The sequence below is a fragment of the Chryseobacterium endalhagicum genome, from assembly GCF_016745235.1.
Lineage (GTDB): Bacteria > Bacteroidota > Bacteroidia > Flavobacteriales > Weeksellaceae > Chryseobacterium > Chryseobacterium endalhagicum.
This window is the reverse complement of sequence record NZ_JAELVM010000003.1, coordinates 362,173-381,968: the sequence shown is the minus strand read 5'-3', so window position 1 is coordinate 381,968 and position 19,796 is coordinate 362,173. Positions and strand designations below refer to the sequence as shown.

Annotated in this window: 15 protein-coding genes; 9 read left to right on the top strand and 6 right to left on the bottom strand. The window is 38.7% G+C overall.

What is annotated here, in order from left to right; translation table 11 throughout:
- Positions 1-126 precede the first annotated feature (126 nt).
- Positions 127-2,661 carry a phosphoenolpyruvate carboxylase gene (locus JET18_RS17430; RefSeq protein WP_202093138.1) on the top strand — a complete coding sequence of 845 codons (2,535 nt, stop codon included), beginning with the start codon at positions 127-129 and terminating at the stop codon, positions 2,659-2,661.
- A gap of 325 nt (positions 2,662-2,986) precedes the next feature.
- On the opposite strand, the gene JET18_RS17425 is transcribed toward JET18_RS17430, so the two are convergent.
- Positions 2,987-4,591, bottom strand: coding sequence for a S8/S53 family peptidase (locus JET18_RS17425; protein ID WP_202093136.1), 1,605 nt, complete (start codon positions 4,589-4,591; stop codon positions 2,987-2,989).
- An 86-nt stretch (positions 4,592-4,677) separates the two neighbouring features.
- Between JET18_RS17425 and JET18_RS17420 the strand changes: the two genes are divergently transcribed.
- From JET18_RS17420 to JET18_RS17405, 4 genes are all read left to right on the top strand, one after another.
- Positions 4,678-5,802 (top strand): DegT/DnrJ/EryC1/StrS family aminotransferase, encoded by a 1,125-nt coding sequence (locus JET18_RS17420; RefSeq protein ID WP_202093134.1) that lies wholly within the window; start codon positions 4,678-4,680, stop codon positions 5,800-5,802.
- Between the two features lie 19 nt (positions 5,803-5,821).
- On the top strand, positions 5,822-6,271 hold the full coding sequence (locus tag JET18_RS17415; RefSeq protein ID WP_202093132.1) for a hypothetical protein: 450 nt from the start codon (positions 5,822-5,824) through the stop codon (positions 6,269-6,271).
- 16 nt (positions 6,272-6,287) lie between these two features.
- Positions 6,288-7,307, top strand: a complete 1,020-nt coding sequence (gene galE / locus JET18_RS17410; RefSeq protein ID WP_202093130.1) for a UDP-glucose 4-epimerase GalE — start codon at positions 6,288-6,290, stop codon at positions 7,305-7,307.
- Positions 7,308-7,418: 111 nt separating this feature from the next.
- Positions 7,419-7,871 carry an adenylyltransferase/cytidyltransferase family protein gene (locus JET18_RS17405; RefSeq protein WP_202093129.1) on the top strand — a complete coding sequence of 151 codons (453 nt, stop codon included), beginning with the start codon at positions 7,419-7,421 and terminating at the stop codon, positions 7,869-7,871.
- A 39-nt stretch (positions 7,872-7,910) separates the two neighbouring features.
- Here JET18_RS17405 and JET18_RS17400 read toward each other — a convergent pair whose 3' ends face one another.
- The 5 genes from JET18_RS17400 to pnuC all read right to left on the bottom strand — a co-directional run bounded on the left by JET18_RS17400 (position 7,911) and on the right by pnuC (position 13,941).
- Positions 7,911-10,493 (bottom strand): TonB-dependent receptor, encoded by a 2,583-nt coding sequence (locus tag JET18_RS17400; RefSeq protein WP_202093128.1) that lies wholly within the window; start codon positions 10,491-10,493, stop codon positions 7,911-7,913.
- Between the two features lie 170 nt (positions 10,494-10,663).
- Positions 10,664-11,689, bottom strand: coding sequence for an endolytic transglycosylase MltG (gene mltG, locus JET18_RS17395; protein WP_202093127.1), 1,026 nt, complete (start codon positions 11,687-11,689; stop codon positions 10,664-10,666).
- A 30-nt stretch (positions 11,690-11,719) separates the two neighbouring features.
- Positions 11,720-12,487, bottom strand: a complete 768-nt coding sequence (gene dapF / locus JET18_RS17390) for a diaminopimelate epimerase (RefSeq protein ID WP_202093125.1) — start codon at positions 12,485-12,487, stop codon at positions 11,720-11,722.
- 90 nt (positions 12,488-12,577) lie between these two features.
- On the bottom strand, positions 12,578-13,267 hold the full coding sequence (locus JET18_RS17385; RefSeq protein WP_202093123.1) for a hypothetical protein: 690 nt from the start codon (positions 13,265-13,267) through the stop codon (positions 12,578-12,580).
- A complete protein-coding gene (gene pnuC, locus JET18_RS17380; protein WP_202093122.1) occupies positions 13,264-13,941 on the bottom strand; it encodes a nicotinamide riboside transporter PnuC in 678 nt (225 codons plus the stop codon). The genes JET18_RS17385 and pnuC overlap by 4 nt, the downstream gene beginning before the upstream one ends.
- A 166-nt stretch (positions 13,942-14,107) precedes the next feature.
- Here pnuC and JET18_RS17375 point away from each other — a divergent pair, with 166 nt between their 5' ends.
- From JET18_RS17375 to JET18_RS17360, 4 genes are all read left to right on the top strand, one after another.
- Entirely contained in the window at positions 14,108-15,640 is a 1,533-nt protein-coding gene (locus JET18_RS17375; RefSeq protein ID WP_202093119.1) for an APC family permease, read from the top strand.
- Positions 15,641-15,694: 54 nt separating this feature from the next.
- Positions 15,695-16,711 carry a WD40/YVTN/BNR-like repeat-containing protein gene (locus tag JET18_RS17370; protein WP_202093118.1) on the top strand — a complete coding sequence of 339 codons (1,017 nt, stop codon included), beginning with the start codon at positions 15,695-15,697 and terminating at the stop codon, positions 16,709-16,711.
- A 217-nt stretch (positions 16,712-16,928) separates the two neighbouring features.
- On the top strand, positions 16,929-18,287 hold the full coding sequence (gene hemN / locus JET18_RS17365; RefSeq protein WP_202093117.1) for an oxygen-independent coproporphyrinogen III oxidase: 1,359 nt from the start codon (positions 16,929-16,931) through the stop codon (positions 18,285-18,287).
- Between the two features lie 8 nt (positions 18,288-18,295).
- Positions 18,296-19,504, top strand: coding sequence for a hypothetical protein (locus JET18_RS17360; protein ID WP_202093116.1), 1,209 nt, complete (start codon positions 18,296-18,298; stop codon positions 19,502-19,504).
- Positions 19,505-19,796 lie beyond the last annotated feature (292 nt).

Below are 19,796 nucleotides of genomic sequence, written 5' to 3'. Positions count from 1 at the left end.
ATTATTTTTAAAATCTGTGTTCAATGTACAGGAAGTCCATAAGAAATATTGATTTTTATTTCGAAGTACTCCGTTTTTTTGTCATTTGTCAATTCATTTAATTTCAAAATCCATTACATTTGTTATATGATACACGACCAACGAGCAGAAAAATTCAGGCAGATCGTGGAGAATAAGTTCCAGATCTACAATTCATTATTTATGAGCCTGCCTTATGATAAAATGACCAATATCGGGATGCTTCTCCCGTTCCTTTACGAGGAAAGCCGAAACGGATATGAAGAGGGCAAAACCCCGGAGAAAATCGTCGAAGAATTCTTTAAAAACCATACCGATCTCCAGACGGAAGAGCAGAAAGTGGAACTGCTTTTTAAGATCATACAGTATATCGAAAGACAGGTGGTTTTGTTCGATAGTATAGAAGATGCAGCGTTTCCGAACCTTCATTCTGAAAGTGACAGCGGAACGGTGACCAATCTTTTCGAACGTTCATACCAGGATCATAAGCTTGAAAAAGTTCGTGAAAAGCTTAAAGATTTTACCGTAAAAGTCGTATTTACAGCACACCCGACGCAATTTTATCCAAGTTCAGTCCAGAGGATTATTCAGGATCTGAGAGGTGCCATTACCAGCGATTCGGTGACGCAGATCGATATGCTTCTGCAGCAGTTAGGGAAAACGCCGTTTGTAAATAAAGAAAAACCTACTCCGATAGATGAAGCCTTGAGCATTATTTCTTATTTAAGGTACGTGTATTATGACACGATAGGAGAGCTTTTTACCAAGATTAAAAAGACATTTGGCAACGGACATTTCCATCTGCACGAAGATATTATCCAGCTTGGCTTCTGGCCGGGTGGGGACAGGGACGGAAATCCTTTCGTAACGGCTGATGTTACCAAAAGAGTCGCAGAAGAATTGAGATCCGCCATTCTGAAATCTTACTACAGCCATTTGAAATTTATAAGAAGAAGGTTGAGTTTCAGAGGCGTTTCAGAAATACTGACCCAGCTGAGTGACGAGCTTTACGGAGCGATCTTTAACGGAAAGATCATCACAGCACAGGAAATTCTGAAAAGAACGGATGAAGCTGAAAAAATACTGGTGAATGACCACAATTTCCTGTTTTTAGATCTTCTGGCAAATTTCAGGGACCGTGTGAAAATTTTCGGGACTCATTTTGCAACGCTGGATGTACGTCAGGACAGCAGAATTCATCAGAAAGTGATTGATGAGGTTTTTGCAAAAGTATCCGGAAACACTGATGCTTCTCAGGAAGAAAAGTTCAATACACTGATCCAGCTTGGCAATAAAGTCAATGCAGACCAGTTCGAAGATATTGTGAAAGATACATTGCTGACGGTTTCTCAGGTTGCCGAAATTCAGCAGCTGAACGGGCATAGAGGGATGAACCGCTACATTATTTCCAATTCCGATGCGGTAAAAGATGTGATGAATGTCTATGCATTTTTCAAAATCTGCGGGTACCAGGATGAGGAAATTCAAATGGATATTGTTCCCCTTTTTGAAACGATGGAAGGTTTGGCCAACTCTGAAAATGTGATGAATGAACTCTATCAGAACCCTGTCTATAAGAAACATCTTGAAAGAAGAGGAAATCAGCAGACCATCATGCTCGGTTTTTCAGACGGAACAAAAGACGGCGGATATTTAAAGGCCAACTGGGAAATTTATAAGGCGAAAGAGGTCTTAACTAAACTTTCCGTTCAGAATGGAATTAAAGTGGTATTCTTTGACGGCAGAGGCGGTCCGCCGGCAAGGGGAGGCGGGAAAACCCACGATTTCTATGCTTCCCAGGGAAATACCATCGCAAACAATAAAATAGAACTGACGATACAGGGACAGACGATCACCAGTATTTTTGGAAATAAGGAACAGGCGAAATACAATTTTGAGCAGCTTCTGACAGCCGGAGTGGAGAATGACGTCTTTAAAAACTCAAAAAAAGATCTCACCGAAAAAGAAAGAAAACTGATTATTGAACTGGCAGAGATCAGCTATAAAAAATATTCAGATCTTAAGGCCCATCCTATGTTTGTACCGTATCTTCAGGAAATGAGTACCCTGGAATATTACGGAAAAACCAATATCGGAAGCCGCCCTTCCAAAAGAGGAAACGGAAGCGAATTGAAGTTTGAAGATCTGAGAGCCATTCCATTTGTGGGATCATGGTCTCAGCTGAAGCAGAATGTTCCCGGGTTTTTCGGATTCGGATTTGCTATGCAGCAGATGAAGGAACAGGGCAGACTGGAAGAAGTAAAAGAACTGTATAAAGGCTCCGACTTTTTTAAAACTCTGGTTCTGAACTCTATGATGAGTATGAATAAATCTTACTTTCCACTGACTTATTACATCAAAAACAATCCGAAATTCGGAGCATTCTGGAATGTCCTTTTTGAGGAATATACACTTTCAAGAGATATTATGCTTGAGCTTACCGGATTTAAAATGCTGCAGGAAGAAGATCCGCTTTCAAGAAAATCGGTCAAGATCCGTGAAAAGATTGTATTGCCGCTGTTGAGTATCCAGCAGTATGCACTGATGAAGATCCAGAAAGGAGAAGGCAATAAAGAAGCTTACGAGAAGCTGGTGACAAGATCATTATTCGGGAATATTAATGCGAGCAGAAACTCAGCATAACTGATAAAAGAGCGCCTTTCGATGGAGAGGCGTTTTCTTTTGTTTAAAACCGAATAAACGGGTGCATTTTAGATTTTGGCTAAAGCCATTGGCTTCATCATTAAAGTAAAACGGGCTAAAGCCCGTTCCTATTGAATATCTTTGTCGCAATAAAAATCTGTGTCATCTGAGAAATCTGCGGGAAATAAAATAGTATTGCTATCTTTTATTATCATTAAAAACGGAATAAATTCCATTTTCTAAAACTTCCGGTTCATATTAATATTTGTGATATTCGTGCAAAGCATTAGTGTAATTTGTGTTTAAAAAACAAACCACAAAAAAACTACTCCTTCAGGAATTTCTCATAAAAAACCTGATCCTTCGTCTGAATTTTAAGATAATACGTTCCCTTTGGAAAATCCTCCACTTTTACAGATTTCTGATCTTTATTTTTCCTGATCAGCTTCCCTAAATTATCATAAATTTCCAATGATAAAACTTCGCTTTCCGAAGCTATATTTAAAATATTTTTTACCGGATTCGGGAAAATGGCAAATTTTTCTTTTTTCACTATTTCAGAGGTATTTAAAACCTGGTTGTAAATGCTTCCGAAATTAAGAATACCATAGCCCATCTGGTCGGTATGATTGGGATAAAGGGATGCGGTCTGACGTAATTTTGTTTTGATCTGTTCCCTGTTCATTGAAGGAAAAGCCTGCAGAAAACACGCTACGCCGCCTGCAGCGATAGGGGTTGCGATGGAAGTTCCGTTAACTGCAGTTAAAGTACTGTTATTAACTGTTGCCGCTGCGCTTCCTCTGGCGCTTCCGTCAGGTTTTACAATACCCAGTGCATTGGGACCGTAAGATGAAAAAGCTGATGAATTCCCTGTGGCATCCACTGCGCCTATACTGAATACCTTTGGATTGTCGGATGGGGTCATCAGATAATGCCATGGCTGCTGTCCGGCATTTCCTGCGGCCGCAAGAACGAAAATTCCTTTATCAGCGGCAATTTCTGCTGCTCTGGCGATGAAGGAAGTGGTTCCGTTCATATCTGAATAAGTATAACTGTATCTCGTATCATCGTAAACATTGTATCCCAGAGATGCTGTAATAATGTCTACACCTTTTCTGTCTGCTTCTTCCGCCGCTTCTATCCAGTACAGTTCCTCTTCAGGAATCTCTCCTACAGCATTTTCACTGCGGTACAGGTAAAAATCGGCATCCGGTGCAGAGCCTACAAACGTATTTTCAATATAGCCTCCGATAGCGCCCAACACTGCCGAGCCATGATTGCTGATGGAGGTGCTGTAAACGTTGTTGCTTTTCGTCACAAAGTCATAAACAGCTTTGATTTGATTATTGTTCCGGATTCTTGCAAAAGCCGAACCTGTATTAACGTAAGGAAATCCGGCATCAATAACCGCGATGGAAACTCCGGTTCCTGTAAATCCTGCAAGGTGCAGCGGTCTTATATTGATCTGGTCGATCTGTGCAGAGCCTGAGCCATAATTAAAAAGGGTGAGCTCATTCTGAGTATCAGAAGTGGAATTCCACTTGTTCTGGGCTGCTGTTTTGGGAACAGAAGAAGTATTTCTGGCAAAGCGTCCGACAGATGAAACATAAGGCTGTCCCTGTAATATAGTTATTTGTGAAGGAGTAGCATTTACTGCTGCCCCGTTGAGCCATTTGGAATAATCTGTAACGGTAAAACCAAGGTTCTGAAGATTCTGGATATAAGACTGCTCAATGGGAGCGTCCTGATCATTCAGTGAAATTCCCAGCGAAGTACGTCTGTTAAGGGATTTTTGACTGAGTTCAGACAGTGGATTGGCGTAAAAAGCAGCTTTATTCGGTTTATCGGTAAAATAAACAAAAACAAGCTCTGTTTGCGCATTTACAACCGAGTAACCCGTTAAAAGACAAAAGAATAAAAGTTTTTTCATAAAGTTATTTTTTATAAAGATAAAACAAAATCAATAAAATTTTTGATAGGATTTTAAATTCCTTATTTTTACACAAATATTTATTTATGAAAAAAATTCAGATGGTTGACTTGCAAAGTCAGTATTACAAAATAAAGAATGATGTAGACAATGCAGTTTTGAATGTAATGGATTCTGCGGCTTTTATCAACGGCCCTGAAGTAAAGTCTTTCCAGAATGAATTGGAATCTTATTTAGATGTAAAGCATGTGATCCCGTGTGCGAACGGTACAGATGCTTTGCAAATCGCGCTGATGGCTTTGGACCTGAAAGAAGGAGACGAAGTAATCACGGCCGATTTTACTTTTGCCGCTACAGTAGAAGTTATTCATTTGCTTAAACTGAAATCAGTGCTGGTAGATGTAGATTACGATACATTCACGATCTCTACGGAAGAAATTAAAAAAGCGATTACGCCAAGAACAAAGGCCATTATTCCGGTACATATTTTCGGACAGTGTGCCAATATGGAAGAAATCTTAAAAATTGCAGAAGAGCATAATCTTTTTGTGATTGAAGACAATGCTCAGGCAATAGGTTCCGAGTATACGTTTTCAGATGGGACTCAGAAATATGCAGGAACTATGGCAACGGTGGGAACCACTTCATTTTTCCCTTCTAAAAATTTAGGATGCTATGGTGACGGAGGTGCGATTACGACGAACAATGACGAACTGGCGCACCGTTTAAGAGGAATTGTAAACCACGGGATGTATGAAAGATATTATCATGATGAGGTAGGAGTGAATTCAAGATTAGACAGCATTCAGGCTGCGGTTTTAAGAAAGAAACTTCCTCACCTTGATTCTTACAACGAAGCGAGAAGAAGAGCCGCTGATTTTTACGATGAGGCATTTGCAGGACATGCACATATTCTTACCCCAAAAAGATCAGAAAGTTCTACCCATGTATTCCACCAGTATACGCTGAGAATCCTTAACGGAAAACGTAACGAGCTTCAGAAATTCCTTACAGAAAAGGAAATTCCGGCTATGATCTACTATCCGGTAGCATTGAGAAAGCAGAAAGCCTACTATCAGGAAAGCAACGATGCAGATTTTGTGAATACCGATAAGCTTCTGGATCAGGTAATTTCCCTGCCGATGCATACGGAATTAGACGAAGAGCAGCTGAAGTATATTACGGATGCGGTGTTGGAGTTTATGGCATAGCAACCTGTTTTAAAGAGAAATGAAAAAGGAAATATTTAGAAGTAATATTTTACATATATTTTCTATAGTTGTTAATATAATTATCATATTTTTTTTAACAATTAATTTTAAAGAAGAATACAGTCATACGATTAAAAATTGGAATTTTCAACATGTTGAATTTTTCTATTTCTTTTCTATTATTGTTGCTGTAATCATCAATACTTTATCATTGATCTCTTTAATTTTTAATATGAAGAAAGCATTATTAATTATTAGATTAAACTTGATAATGATGATTGGTTTCTTTTTATTTAAGCTTTCAGAGGTGAATCTTTTAAACAATCAGAATTCAGATATAGAAAGAGAGGACTTTATAACTTTCTTTCTTTTCATTCTTTTTTTTGGTGTATATTTTTATATTGTAGAAAGATTTAAGTATAAAGAATTCTATGACGAAATAGAAGAAATGGGAAAACACAATGATTAAAAAATATTATTAAAAAATGGCAGTACTTGTTACAGGAGGACTTGGATACATTGGTTCCCACACGGTAGTGGAACTTATCAATAATGGCTATGAAGTGGTTATTGTAGATGACTTGTCCAACTCAGAAAGGTTTATTTTAAAGAACATTGAGGAAATTACAGGCAAGAAGCCGTTTTTTTATCCGTTTGATCTGAGACGCAGAGAACTTCTGACTCAGGTTTTTGACGCTCACCAGATTGAAGGATGTATCAATTTTGCTGCTTCCAAAGCAGTAGGAGAGAGCCAGATAAAGCCGGTAGATTATTATGAAAATAATTTATTCACGCTCATCAATATTCTTCAGGAATTTAAAGAAAGAGGAATTTCCAATTTCATTTTCAGCTCTTCCTGCACGGTGTATGGACAGGCGGAAAAAATGCCGATCACTGAAAATACCCCCCTGAAACTTCCGGAAAGTGTTTACGGGAAAACAAAGCAGATGGGAGAGGAAATTTTGATTGATTTTGCAAAAGCTTATCAGAGAAAAATCTCTCTTCTAAGATATTTTAACCCGATTGGAGCCCATCCTTCCGGGAAATTAGGTGAACTTCCGATAGGAGTGCCTAATAATCTGGTTCCCTATGTGATGCAGACTGCGGTAGGAATCCGTGAAAAGCTGAACATTTGGGGAGATGATTATGATACGGCGGACGGAACACCTATCCGGGACTATATTTACGTGGTTGATCTTGCGAAAGCCCATGTAAGTGCATTGAAGAAGCTGATGGAAAGTAATGAGCAGACAGTGATTGATATTTTTAACCTGGGAGCAGGAAAAGGTTCATCAGTACTGGAAGTGGTGAAAGCTTTTGAAACAGCAAACGATGTGAAGGTTCCTTACCAGATCTGCCCGAGAAGAGAAGGTGATATCACCATTGCGTACGCAGATGTTACTAAAGCTGAAAGAGAACTTCACTGGAAGTCTGAGACCCCTTTGGAAGAATCTTTAAGAACAGCCTGGAAATGGCAGCAGTATCTGGAATCGAAGACCGTTTGATAGAAGGAACTTAAAAGAACATTAATAAAAAATTACTAAATCTTTTCCCTGAATTTCCCGTTTTTATTGTAAAATTGGATTTTTAATAAGGGAATTTTAATCAACATTAATATGAAGACACAGAGAATAGGTATTACATTTTCTTCATTTGACCTCCTGCATGCAGGACATATCAAAATGCTTGAAGAAGCTAAAACAGTATGCGATTATTTAATAGTAGGGCTTCAGATCGACCCGTCTCACGACCGTCCGAATAAGAACAAGCCCAGCCAGACCATTGTAGAGCGATACATCCAGTTAAAGGCTGTCAACGCTGTAGATGAAATCATCCCTTATTACACGGAGGAAGACCTTCAGGATATCCTGAAATCATTCGTCATTGATGTCAGAATCATTGGAGATGATTATATGGACAGAGACTTTACCGGTAAAAAATATTGTGAAGAGAAAGGTATTGAGATCTTTTACAACAAAAGAGACCACAGGTTTTCTACCAGCGACCTCAGGCGAAGAATCTACGAAGCTGAAAAAGAAAAATTCGAACAAACCGAAGCTGTAAAATAAAAAAAATCCCGAAAATATTTTTCGGGATTTTTTTGTGTATTACATTGGACCTTGCTGGTCGTCGTCTCCGTTCGTATTGGAGTTAATATCTTTTTTAACCTTCGGTTTCGTGTCTACTTTTTCACCCTGCTTAAATCTGTAAGTGAAAGATAGGGCAAACTGTCTTGGCTGCCACTGCATTTCCATCTCTCTTGTAAACTGCGCATTATTGGTATAATTTCGCATTTTTCTTGTATTGAAGATGTCACGTATATTAAAGCCGATGGTAGCATTTCCTTTCCAGATGGTCTGGCTTGCTCCCAAATCGAATCCATACATCGCTTTTCTGTTATTCATCGCTGTTTTTTCACCTGCTCTGTAGAAACTCTGAAGCTGGACGCTTAGGTTTTTAGTGGGCTTAAATGTATTGTTGAAACGAAGTCTGTATGAAAAACCTGTACCTGAAAAGTCATTTAATGTTTTCGGATTATCAGGGAATAAATTATAACTCCCTGTATTTTTATATCCGTACAAATCTGCGGAAAGCATCATTTTCCACCAGCTGAAAGGGTCATACGTTCCGTTAAGATCCAAACCGTAATTGGTTTCGGTTCCTACGTTGAAAGGAATGGTATTGACAGCTCCGGCTTCATCAACATACTGGTATCTGTTCTGCTCATCCTCGGATCTTTTCAGATAAATTGTTGGATTGAACGTGAATTTTTTCTTGGAAAGGTTATAACCAAATTCGAAGGAATCCTCATAAGTCGGGTTAAGGTCAGGATTTCCTCTGAAATAGTTTCGGTCATCATCAAAAGACATGAACGGAATCAAAGAAAAAGCTCTTGGACGGTTGATCCTTCTAGAGTAATTCAGTAATAACTGATTGTTTTTTGCAAGATCATAGCTTAAGAATACGGAAGGGAAGAGCTTGGTGTAGTTTTTATTGACTTCCGGTGTATACTTGGGATTTCCGTTTTCATCATAGTTTTGGAAGTTAATATCAATTTTAGAGGTTTCACTTCTTAAACCAACCTGATAAGCAAATTTTTCTCCGATCTTGCTTTTGAACTGCGCATATATTCCTAAAATATTCTCAGAATATACCGTGTTACTCGTAAAATCATATCTTGTAAAAGCTGTACCTCCATTATTGCTCTGATCTACAAAATAATCGTAGGTATTTTTATTGTAATCGTAACGTGCTCCGGCTTCAAATTTTGATTGTTCTCCTATCGGAAGCTCATAATCCAGTTTTCCTATAAAAGTATCCGTTTGGGAGTTCGTAGTCACATTGTTGATGGAATTCCCTGTTGACTGAAGAACGCCATCTTTAAAAGACGTCTGAACAATCTGGTTCACCCCGTCAGTTTTATTGGTCTGGTAGCTGGCAGAAGCAGCAAGAAGCTGTCCGTTATCGCCGATTTTCTGGTCCAGGCCAAGGTCGAACTGTGTTGCGAAGTTTTTACTGTTTCCGAAGCTGTTTCTTTCTCTTAGGATATTATTATATGTAGTGGGATTCGCATACACGATCTCATTATAAGTATTCAGCGTTTTTGAATCATTATCAAAACTTCTGATCATACCGGAAAAGTTAATCGAGGTTTTATCACTGAAATCATGGGTAAATCCAGCATTCAAATTGTAATTGTCACCCTCTCTTTTGGTTTTACCATCCTGATTGGAATACTGTGTAAAAGGAAATGCTTTGGTTGGATCCAGTGCGCTGATGTCATCCTTTCTTATCGTTAAATTCCTGCTGGTACTTTCATTTCTTTGATAGCCGCCGCCGCCATTCACGAACCAGGTCCAGTTTCCTTTTCTCCAGTTCAGGTTAGCATTAAGGTTGGTTCTCGGCAAATAGCCTATACTTCCTGTAACGCTTCCGTTGAAGCCCAGCTTCTTATCTTTTTTCAGAATAATATTTAAAATACCTGCCGTACCACTTGCTTCAAATTTAGAAGAAGGATTCGTAATCACTTCAATTCTTTCAATCTGATCAGCCGGAATACTTTGTAAAGCATTCGCTCCATCATCAACACCCAGAAGAGAAGATGGTTTTCCGTTAATCAGAAACCTTACGTTGGTATTTCCTCTCATAGAAACCGTACCATCCGTATCTACAGAAACAGAAGGAACATTGGTAAGAACATCCTGAAGGTTTCCGCCCTTGCTTACAATATCCTGCGAAGGATCATACGTCTTCTTGTCAAGCTCAACTTTATAAGCTTTTGTGGCAGCAGCTGTGATCACTACACCTTGGATTTCCTGTGTTTTTGCACCTACCGTACTGGTCGCTTCAGGCTCTATAGATAAGGCTCCGATATTTCCGGCACCCGCAATATTTTTAGTAATAGTGCTGTTCTTGTAATCGATAGCTTCTACTGTGATATCATAGTTTCCAGGAGCTAATTCCAGGCTGTACTGTCCCTTTTCATCGGTCAATACAGCATCGCTTAATGTTTTGTTCACTTTATTGCTGAACGTCACAGAAGCATAAGGAACCGGCTGGTTGTTCTTGTTGACAATCATTCCCGTAACCCCGGCTTTTTCCTGTGCGAAAGCCATGGCTGCCGCTGAAAGTACAAAAGTAAGCGCCAGTGTTTTTTTTGTGAAAATGTTGACAATTTCCGTCTGATTCATAAGGTATTTTTTGTGTAAAATCATGAATTTATAAGCCTTAATATTGTGAAATTATTAATTGGGTTAATTTTCAGAATGTTAAGATTTATGTATTATTTATAGATGTATAAGTCGTATGTAATTGTTAAAAGTTAATTATTGTATTGTTAAAATAACGTTAAATTTATTTCCTATTTAATATTTTTGGAATTCAGCCAGTCCTGATACGCTTTTGCATTGATGGCATGCTCCTCGGCGCTGTCCGTAAATTTGTGAAAACCGAATCTTGCAGGATCAGCACACATAAATATATAATTATTGTTCTCCGGGCTTAAAACAGCATCAACAGAGTTTTTATCTACTACACAGATAGGTCCCGGAGGAATTCCTGCATTCGCGTAGGTATTGTACGGTGATGGGGTAGACAAATGTTTATATAAAACCCTTTTGATCGGCTCTTTAAAATTAGTCTGCTTGTTGATTGCATAAATCACGGTAGGATCAGACTGTAATTTCATTCCTTTTCTGAAACGGTTCAGGTATAATCCGGCGATGGTCTTCATTTCATCCTTTTTACCCCCGGATTCTTTATAAACAATAGATGCCAGCGAGTAGATCTGATCTCTGGTAAGACCGGACTGCTGTTCCTTATTTTTTCTTTCGCTGGTCCAGAATTCATTGTACTGCTCATCAAATTTATTGAAGAATTCTCTCGGGCTTACCGTCCAGAAAAAATTATACGTATCAATGAAAAAATATTTCTTCAGATCCTCCGCATTTTTATAGCCTTTTTCTACGGCCACTTGGTTCAGATCATTCACAAAATGCAAAGAATCCAGCTCCGTCTTTTTGGTCACCTTACCGATCATCTGGTACATATCCCCGAAATCTCCGATTCTGAAACTGTTTTCAGACTGATTTCCAGCTTTGATCATGTTCACAAGATTGGTATTTCCCGCCCCGGACTGAAAATGATACCTTCCCGGCTTGAAATATTTTTCCAGATCTTTATCTCTGGCCACCGCTTCAAAAGCTTCTTTATCTTTTACGTACGGCCCCACAGAATCAAGGATCTGCTTGAAATTTGCTTTATGCGGGATAAGAACATAACCGTCCTTTTCCACGTTGTTTCCGTAATATTTATTATAGAATCTCAAACCAAAAAATCCAGCCGCTCCAAAAACAAGCAGAGCGATAATGAGAACCGTTTTTTTCATTATTAAAAAGAGTTGATTAAAAGTTTGTTTTTAAATAAGATCTGTTTTACCTCTAAAAACTTGCTTCGCAGGACCTTCCAGCCAAATATTTTGAAAAGAATTTCCGTTTTTCTCAGCATGAACTTTAAGATTTCCACCTAAAGTTTTAACTTTTACAGAGATTAGATTATGTTTTTGCAGAAAAGTTAAAGCAGAAGCGGTAACTCCTGTTCCGCAGCTGTAAGTTTCGTCCTCAACGCCTCGTTCATAGGTTCTTACGAAAATTTCATCATCCGTAATTTTTTCTACAAAATTTACATTGATGCCTTTTTCTTTATATTTTTCTGAATTTCTGATCCCGTTTCCCTGGGCAAAAACGTTGTAATTCACCAGATCTTCCACATATTTTACATAATGGGGAGATCCCGTGTTCATTACCGTATCCTCACCGTCCCCTGAAATAGTATCCACATCAATCATTTTTAATTTAATGATCCCGTTATAGATTTCAGCTTCATGTTCACCGTCTGTAGCAATGAATTTACATTTGTCTTCAAAAATATCCAGAAAGAAAGCAAAGGCTACCAGACATCTTCCGCCGTTTCCGCACATCGTGCTTTCGCCGCCGTCTGAATTATAATATACCATTTTGAAATCATAGGCATCATCATTTTCCAGAAGGATAAGACCGTCGGCACCAATTCCGAAACGTCTGTCACATAATTTTTCTATAAGATCCTTTTCTTTGGGAAACTGCAGGTCACGGTTGTCTATCATGACAAAATCGTTTCCCGTTCCCTGATATTTATAAAATTCCATATTTTTAGTCTAAAATTAACGAGCAAAATTAATATATTTAAAATGAAAAACGAACAGTGTTAGCTGTCCGTTTTCTTATTTATAATCGTTTTATCTAAATCCGCCTCCGCTGGACTGCTGTCTTGTAGTACCGCTGTTCTGCTGAGTGTTCTGGGTGCTTGTGCTTCCCCTGAAACCGCTGTTGGAAGATTCCGCAGGTCTGGTTGTACTTTGGTTCTGGTTCTGCTGCGAGTTTCTGAAACCACTGTTATTCTGATTGGTCTGAGGTCTCTGAGTATTCGAATTCGTGTTTTGTCCTCTGAAGCCGCTGTTGTTTTGGTTGCTCTGCGGTCGCTGGCTGTTATTGGAGTTGTTACTGTTCGAACTTCTGAATCCGCCATTGTTGCTGGTGGTTCTGTTACCATTGCTGAAACCTCCGTTATTACTGTTGGTTCTGCCTCCATTGTTATTATTCCCTGTATTTCGGAATCCGTTGGATCTTGAAGAAGTTACAGTGGTTTTTCTTTCCACGTATACTTTTCGTCGGTCGTTTCCATTATTATAATAGTAATAAGGAACACCGTTATCATAATAGTAATTAACGTCGTTTCTATAGTAGTAGCCGTCATTTCCATAATAACCGCCATTTCCGTAATATCCGGAAGGAGCATAATAATATCCGTTATTATAATAAGGATCTCCGTACCCATTATCCGAATATCCGTCTGTATATGCTGCCAGACATGAGGTTAAACTGCTAATAGCTACGATACTGAGTGCTATTTTAAATAAATTTTTCATGACTTTATTGTACTTTTTTCTTTTAAACTTTTTTTCCAGTTAAGGTATCCGAGGATAGCCATTATAGTAAATACCAAATATTGAACCGAAGTGATGCCAAGCTCCTTAAAAATCATCATCGGGATACAAATAAGATCTCCGATAATCCAGAAAATCCAGTTCTCAATGCGCTGTCTGGCCATAAACCACATACCCACTAAAAATATTGAAGTTGTTAAAACATCCAGCCAGTTGGCCCAGTCCAGATGATATAAACCCAGATGGGTTCCTTCCATAGAAAACTGATTGTCAATATAAGGTTTGTAATAATAAATAAGGGTAACCAGCGCGAGACTTATTATAAATAGGAATGTGGCCAATATTCTTTCCTTTTTTGTAGCCCACGTAACTTCCACGTGAATATGATCTTCGGAATTTTTTGACCATAAAATCCAGCCGTATATACTCATTGCCGTATAGTATACATTGATCATACAGTCGCCAAGCAGTCCGAAATTGAACAGAATATAAACATAGATCAGCGTAGAAACAATGCCGGTAGGGTATACCCAGATATTTTTTTTAATTGAAAAATACACGCTTAAAATTCCGAAAAATGTACCGGAAGCTTCAAGCAGAATTTGCACAGCACTGTAGTTTTCATACGGCTTGACGAAAAGATCATATAAATTCATGCGATCAAAAATACGTAAAAAATGAGACTTTTAAAAATAATTTAAATAATGTGTAAATCAGATTTTTAAATCCTTTTATTTAAAATAAATCATGAAAGTTTATCAATAAACGTTAAGGTTTATAAAATTTTTATATTTTCGTAAATCTTTAATTAAATAAAAAAACATGTCTAAAATTTGGGTTAAGAAACCAATGAGCGCCTATGAAGCCGATATCAAAAAGAGTCAGCTGAAACGTGTTCTGGGAAAATGGAGCCTTACTGCTATCGGGATCGGAGCAATTATCGGAGGAGGAATCTTTGTACTTACGGGAACGGGTGCTTATTATAATGCAGGGCCTGCACTGGCACTATCATTCGTAATTGCGGGGATCGCCTGTGTATTTGCTGCACTTTGCTATGCAGAGTTCGCTTCCATTCTTCCGGTAGAAGGTTCGGCTTACGCCTACGCTTATGGAACAGTAGGGGAAATTTTTGCCTGGATCATCGGATGGGGGCTTATACTGGAATACGCAATGGGATCTATGACCGTCGCCGTTTCCTGGTCGGGATATTTTGGAAAGCTCCTCAAAATGTTTGGTTTGCATCTTCCGGATTATCTTACAACGGACCCACAGACTTATATTGCTGCAGGAAATTCCGGCTTCTCTATGAACCTGCCGGCATTTTTAATTGTTTTCTTTGTGATCTCAATTCTTGTAAGAGGAACAAAAGGAGCAGCCAAAGCCAATAACTTTATTGTAGTGCTTAAAGTTTCCGCTATTATTTTTGTGATCGTTGCCGGAGCATTTATTATTTTAAACTCTGCAGAGCCATTTAAAAACTGGATTCCTTTCATTCCTGAGCCTACCACCATTACAGAAAACGGCGTCTCGCACTCCGCTTATGGTCTGGCCGGAGTAGTGGCCGGGGCATCCGCCATTTTCTTTGCTTATGTAGGTTTCGATGCGGTTTCCACTCAGGCGGGAGAAGCGATTAACCCTAAAAAAGATGTACCATTTGCCATCATCGCTTCGTTGATCATCTGTACATTATTATACATCCTTGTTTCTTTGGTGTTGACAGGTATGATGCATTATACGGACTTTAATCCGCTTGGAAAATATCCTGATGCCATCAAAGCTCCTGTAGCATATGCCTTTGATATTGCAGGATATGCATGGGCAGGATATATTATCACCATTGCCGCTACTGTAGGATTGATTTCCGTATTGATGGTAATGATTATGGGACAGTCAAGAATTTTCTTAGGAATGTCCAAAGACGGATTGATTCCAGCTACTTTTTCAAAAGTAAACCCTCAAACAGGAGTTCCTACAAAGAACCTTCTTATTTTGGGAGTAGTGATTGCTATTGTTGCTTCATTGACGCCAATTAATGATCTTGCACACATGACAAGTTTCGGAACTTTATTTGCGTTCACCATGGTTTGTGTTGCCGTTTGGGTATTAAGAGTGAAAGAACCGAACCTTCAGAGAAACTTTAAAGTGCCTGCACTTCCTTTAATCGCGTGTTTAGGTATTGCGATCAACGTTTATCTGATCTTCAACCTGAGCAAAGAAGCACAGATGTATTCTTTTGCATGGCTGATCATAGGATTCTTTGTGTACTTCCTGTACAGTAAAAAACATTCCAAGCTTCAGAACGGAGGCTATGGAGAAACTTTTAAAGCAGAACAGGAGCCTTTGGAAAAACCTTAAAAAAATATAATCACAATCCGCAGATATTCTGCGGATTTTTTATTTTTGTTACTTATGAAAAAAACATTTTCCCTTTTATTTTCCTGCGTGGGGCTGTTGGCATTTTCCCAGCAGATTGAGAGTCTTACTCCTATTTTGAATGAAAAAATAAGTATAAGAGCTGTTGAATTGTATGATAATAAGGTCTGGTACAGCGGAACAGATTCCAAATTCGGGTATGTAGATCTTAAAGATTCCAAAAATCAGAAACAAATCATACTGTCTGATAAAAAACTGGAATTCCGGACGCTGGGACAGGATAAAAAATCTTTTTTTGCCATCAACGTTGGAAGTCCGGCTTATTTTTATAAAATTGATAAAAAAGACCTGAAAACGGAAATTGTTTATACAGATACTGTAAAAACTGCTTTTTATGATGCCCTGCATTTCGTGAATGATCAGTTGGCTTATACCTTTAGTGATGCGGATCAGGATAATCTGTTGAAGCTGGCGGTGTACCAAAAAGGAAAGTGGAGTATGTTCAATAACAGTTTGAAATTGAATCCTGGTGAAGCAGCCTTTGCAGCCAGCAATACCAATATTGCTTCATCCAAAGATTTCTTATGGATCGCTACCGGAGGAAAAGCATCAAGGATTTTGAGAATGGATGTAAAGAATGAAAAACTGGACATTTTTGAAACGCCTTTTATTCAGGGAGAATCCTCACAGGGAATGTATTCTATAGATTTCGACAGCGAGAAGTTCGGAATTGCAGCAGGCGGTGATTATACCAAACAGGCTGCTAACGTAAATAATATTGCCACTTCCACAGATGGCGGAAAGACCTGGCAGATTCAGGCTTCAGGCCAGAATGCAGGCTATACAACCTGTGTAAAGATAAAACCGGGTTCCAAAGGGAAGGAGATTATAGCGGTGGGCGATCAGCATATCAGTTATTCTTCCGACTTTGGAAAAACCTGGAAGAAAATTTCCGATGAAAAAGGCTTTTTCGTTTGCGACTGGGTGGACAATAGCACTGTTGTCCTGGCTGGAAACAGTAAGATTTCCGTGATGAAGTTAAAATTTAACTAGATTTTGTTTTTTTTAAATTAATTAAATCAGAATTTTAAATCTTACGTATAGAATTTATCATTATCCGGGAAATTCCAGCAACCGTCGTATTTAGACTCATTATAAAATACGGCCTAATATAATTCATGGTTTAAAATTCATTACTAATGGTTAATTTTGCAGAATGAAACTGATGGGAAGTCAGATTTCATGATTCAATAATACCTTAAATTTTCAGATGAACTCTTTAATAGATAAATACAACATTCCCGGGCCGCGTTACACATCTTATCCTACCGTTCCTTATTGGGATGAAACTACGTTTTCGCCCGAAAAGTGGAGGGATAGTGTGATCAGGTCTTTTCATGAGAGCAATGCAGAGGAGGGAATTTCTATTTATATCCACCTGCCGTTCTGCGAGGCACTGTGTACTTTCTGTGCATGCCACAAACGTATTACGAAACAGCATAGCGTTGAAATTCCATACCTGGAAAGCGTTTTGAAAGAGTGGAAGCTCTATCTTGAACTTTTTGAAGAAAGACCGAAGCTGAAAGAACTCCACCTGGGAGGTGGTACGCCCACTTTCTTTTCACCGAAAAATTTAAAAACATTACTGGAAGGGATCTTTGAAACAGTGGACATTGCAGAACATCCTGAATTTTCTTTTGAAGGACACCCGAATAATACCACCAAAGATCATCTTCAGACCTTATATGATCTTGGCTTCAGAAGAGTGAGTTTTGGAGTACAGGATTACGATCCTAAAGTTCAGAAAGCCATCAACAGAATCCAGTCTTATGAAAAAGTAAAAGAAGTTACCGAGCTGGCGAGAGAAATAGGCTACAGAGGAATCAGCCATGATCTGGTATTCGGACTTCCGCACCAGAACTGGGAGGCGATGGAACATACCATCAGAAAAACGATGGAACTGAAACCGGACAGGCTTGCTTTCTATTCTTATGCACATGTTCCATGGGTAAAAGGAGTAGGGCAGAGAGGATTTGATGAAAATGACCTTCCGAGTGGTGAAGAAAAACGCCGTCTGTACGAAGATGGAAAAAAACTTCTTGAGGATTTAGGATATATCGAGGTGGGAATGGATCATTTCTCACTGGAGCACGATGATCTTTACCAATCCCTGATTCAGAAAAAACTTCACAGGAATTTTATGGGCTACACTTCAAGCAATACCCAGCTGATGGTAGGGCTTGGAATGTCTGCGATCTCAGATTCATGGTATGCTTTTGCCCAGAACGTAAAAACGGTGGAAGAGTATCAGAAAATTGTAGAAGAAGGACAGATTCCTGTTGTAAAAGGACATATTCTTGATGAAGAGGATCTTACCGTAAGAAGACATATTCTCAACCTGATGTGTCAGCTTGAAACCACTTTTACCGATAAGAATTCCTTCCCGGGACTTGAAAATGCCCTGGAGATGCTGGAAGAAATGGAAAGAGACGAGTTGGTGGAGATTTACGATAATCAGATTAAAATTACTGAAAAAGGAAGAGCATTTACGAGGAATGTGGCTATGGTTTTTGATCTCAGGATGATGAGAAATAAACCGGAAACGAGGATCTTCTCCATGACGATATAGAAATAAATATGAACCGGAAGTTCCTGATCGTTTTTCTGTATGTATATGCGCTGGCCTTCAGTGTGATTAAAACCATAAGACTTCCCAATCAGTGGTCTGAGGCCCATTGGCTGATGGATTACCGGTTTGGATTTATAAAGAGGGGACTTGCCGGAGAAATTTTCGGTTTCTTTTTTGAGAAAAACCTATTGAATATCCAGATTCTGTCTGCCGTTATTTTATTGCTGCTGTATACGGCATTACTCATTATTGCTGTCCGTCATACGCTGCAGAAATACAGCATCAGAAAGGTTTTGTTTTATCTGGTCTTTTTTCTTTCACAATATGTAGTGCTCTCTGCACATCTTATCGGCTATCTTGATCATCTGATCTTCCTTCTGACCATACTGGCGGTTTATTTGATCAGGCATAAAAAAGTTTTTCTGGCGTCGCTGCTTACCGTATTTTGTGTTGTTGTACACGAGATCTCATTTTTTCTGATGGTTCCCGTTTGCCTTTTTGCACTTCTGGTGTATGAAATGCCGGGTAAAACATGGGTTCTGTCATCAGAAATGTTCAAAAAAGCAGGCTTATTTCTGTTTCTACCCGTTGTAGCTACTCTTTCTGTATCTTTTTATCAGGAATTGTACGGGAAAGAAAATCAGCAGTTAATTTTTCATTACCTTAGAAGTACCGGCTTTATAAGCAGACCTGTGGCAAAGATGATCTCTTCTGCTTATACAGAAAGTTTCGGAACTTATCTTAAACAGGAAAGTCGGTTTTTTATAGACAGGCTCTTTTTTTCTAGAAATACGGTTAAGTTCGGACTTCCTATCTTGTTTGTCATCTGGCTTGCATGCAGGGAATTCAGGAAAGTAAACAAATACATTCTTCTGCTTCTGATAGCGGTTTCCTTATTTCCGCTTCTGCTTCATGCCATTGCCTGGGACAGTTTCAGGATATGGGCATTCCCTTTTATGGTGCTTTTCCTCGGATTTTGGATTGTAAGCAACAGATTTTCCGATGTGGAAACTCCGGACGAAAAGCTTTCATGGTTTGAAATTTTACTTTTTATTGTTTCAGCGGTTCTTGTAGCCGTTTTTCAGAATACTCTTTTTGAAAATGAAATAGAAAGGATTCCGAAACTTGAAAGATGTGTTTTGCTGCTTCCTGTATTCATAACAACAGCTTTTCTTTATTTAAAAAAAGACCCCAATAAACGAATATTGAGGCCTTAGAGTTTTTTATTTACTCAAGAGTCAAGAGTCAAGAATCAAGAGCCAAGATGCAAGACATCAGATTTCAGACATGAGACTTTTAGGTTAAGGCTGAGATTGAAGTTGGAAGATGTCAATGGTGAGTTTTGCTTTGCAAGTGAATGGTGAATTTTAGATTCCAAGAACCAAGAACCAAGAACCAAGACGTCGGATTTCAGACAATAAATCATTAACTTAATTACTACCAACCAGCAACTGACAACATTCTCAAACCCATTAACTCTCGAACCCTCAAACTTCAACACCCGAATCC

What these genes read in the sequence shown, in the direction of transcription:
- galE (WP_202093130.1), top strand. Translation starts at nt 6,288, where the DNA reads ATGGCAGTACTTGTTACAGGAGGACTTGGATACATTGGTTCCCACACG.
- pnuC (WP_202093122.1), bottom strand. Translation starts at nt 13,941, where the DNA reads ATGAATTTATATGATCTTTTCGTCAAGCCGTATGAAAACTACAGTGCT.
- hemN (WP_202093117.1), top strand. Translation starts at nt 16,929, where the DNA reads ATGAACTCTTTAATAGATAAATACAACATTCCCGGGCCGCGTTACACA.
- JET18_RS17405 (WP_202093129.1), top strand. Translation starts at nt 7,419, where the DNA reads ATGAAGACACAGAGAATAGGTATTACATTTTCTTCATTTGACCTCCTG.
- JET18_RS17385 (WP_202093123.1), bottom strand. Translation starts at nt 13,267, where the DNA reads ATGAAAAATTTATTTAAAATAGCACTCAGTATCGTAGCTATTAGCAGT.
- JET18_RS17420 (WP_202093134.1), top strand. Translation starts at nt 4,678, where the DNA reads ATGAAAAAAATTCAGATGGTTGACTTGCAAAGTCAGTATTACAAAATA.
- JET18_RS17370 (WP_202093118.1), top strand. Translation starts at nt 15,695, where the DNA reads ATGAAAAAAACATTTTCCCTTTTATTTTCCTGCGTGGGGCTGTTGGCA.
- JET18_RS17430 (WP_202093138.1), top strand. Translation starts at nt 127, where the DNA reads ATGATACACGACCAACGAGCAGAAAAATTCAGGCAGATCGTGGAGAAT.
- dapF (WP_202093125.1), bottom strand. Translation starts at nt 12,487, where the DNA reads ATGGAATTTTATAAATATCAGGGAACGGGAAACGATTTTGTCATGATA.
- JET18_RS17400 (WP_202093128.1), bottom strand. Translation starts at nt 10,493, where the DNA reads ATGAATCAGACGGAAATTGTCAACATTTTCACAAAAAAAACACTGGCG.
- JET18_RS17360 (WP_202093116.1), top strand. Translation starts at nt 18,296, where the DNA reads ATGAACCGGAAGTTCCTGATCGTTTTTCTGTATGTATATGCGCTGGCC.
- mltG (WP_202093127.1), bottom strand. Translation starts at nt 11,689, where the DNA reads ATGAAAAAAACGGTTCTCATTATCGCTCTGCTTGTTTTTGGAGCGGCT.
- JET18_RS17425 (WP_202093136.1), bottom strand. Translation starts at nt 4,591, where the DNA reads ATGAAAAAACTTTTATTCTTTTGTCTTTTAACGGGTTACTCGGTTGTA.
- JET18_RS17415 (WP_202093132.1), top strand. Translation starts at nt 5,822, where the DNA reads ATGAAAAAGGAAATATTTAGAAGTAATATTTTACATATATTTTCTATA.
- JET18_RS17375 (WP_202093119.1), top strand. Translation starts at nt 14,108, where the DNA reads ATGTCTAAAATTTGGGTTAAGAAACCAATGAGCGCCTATGAAGCCGAT.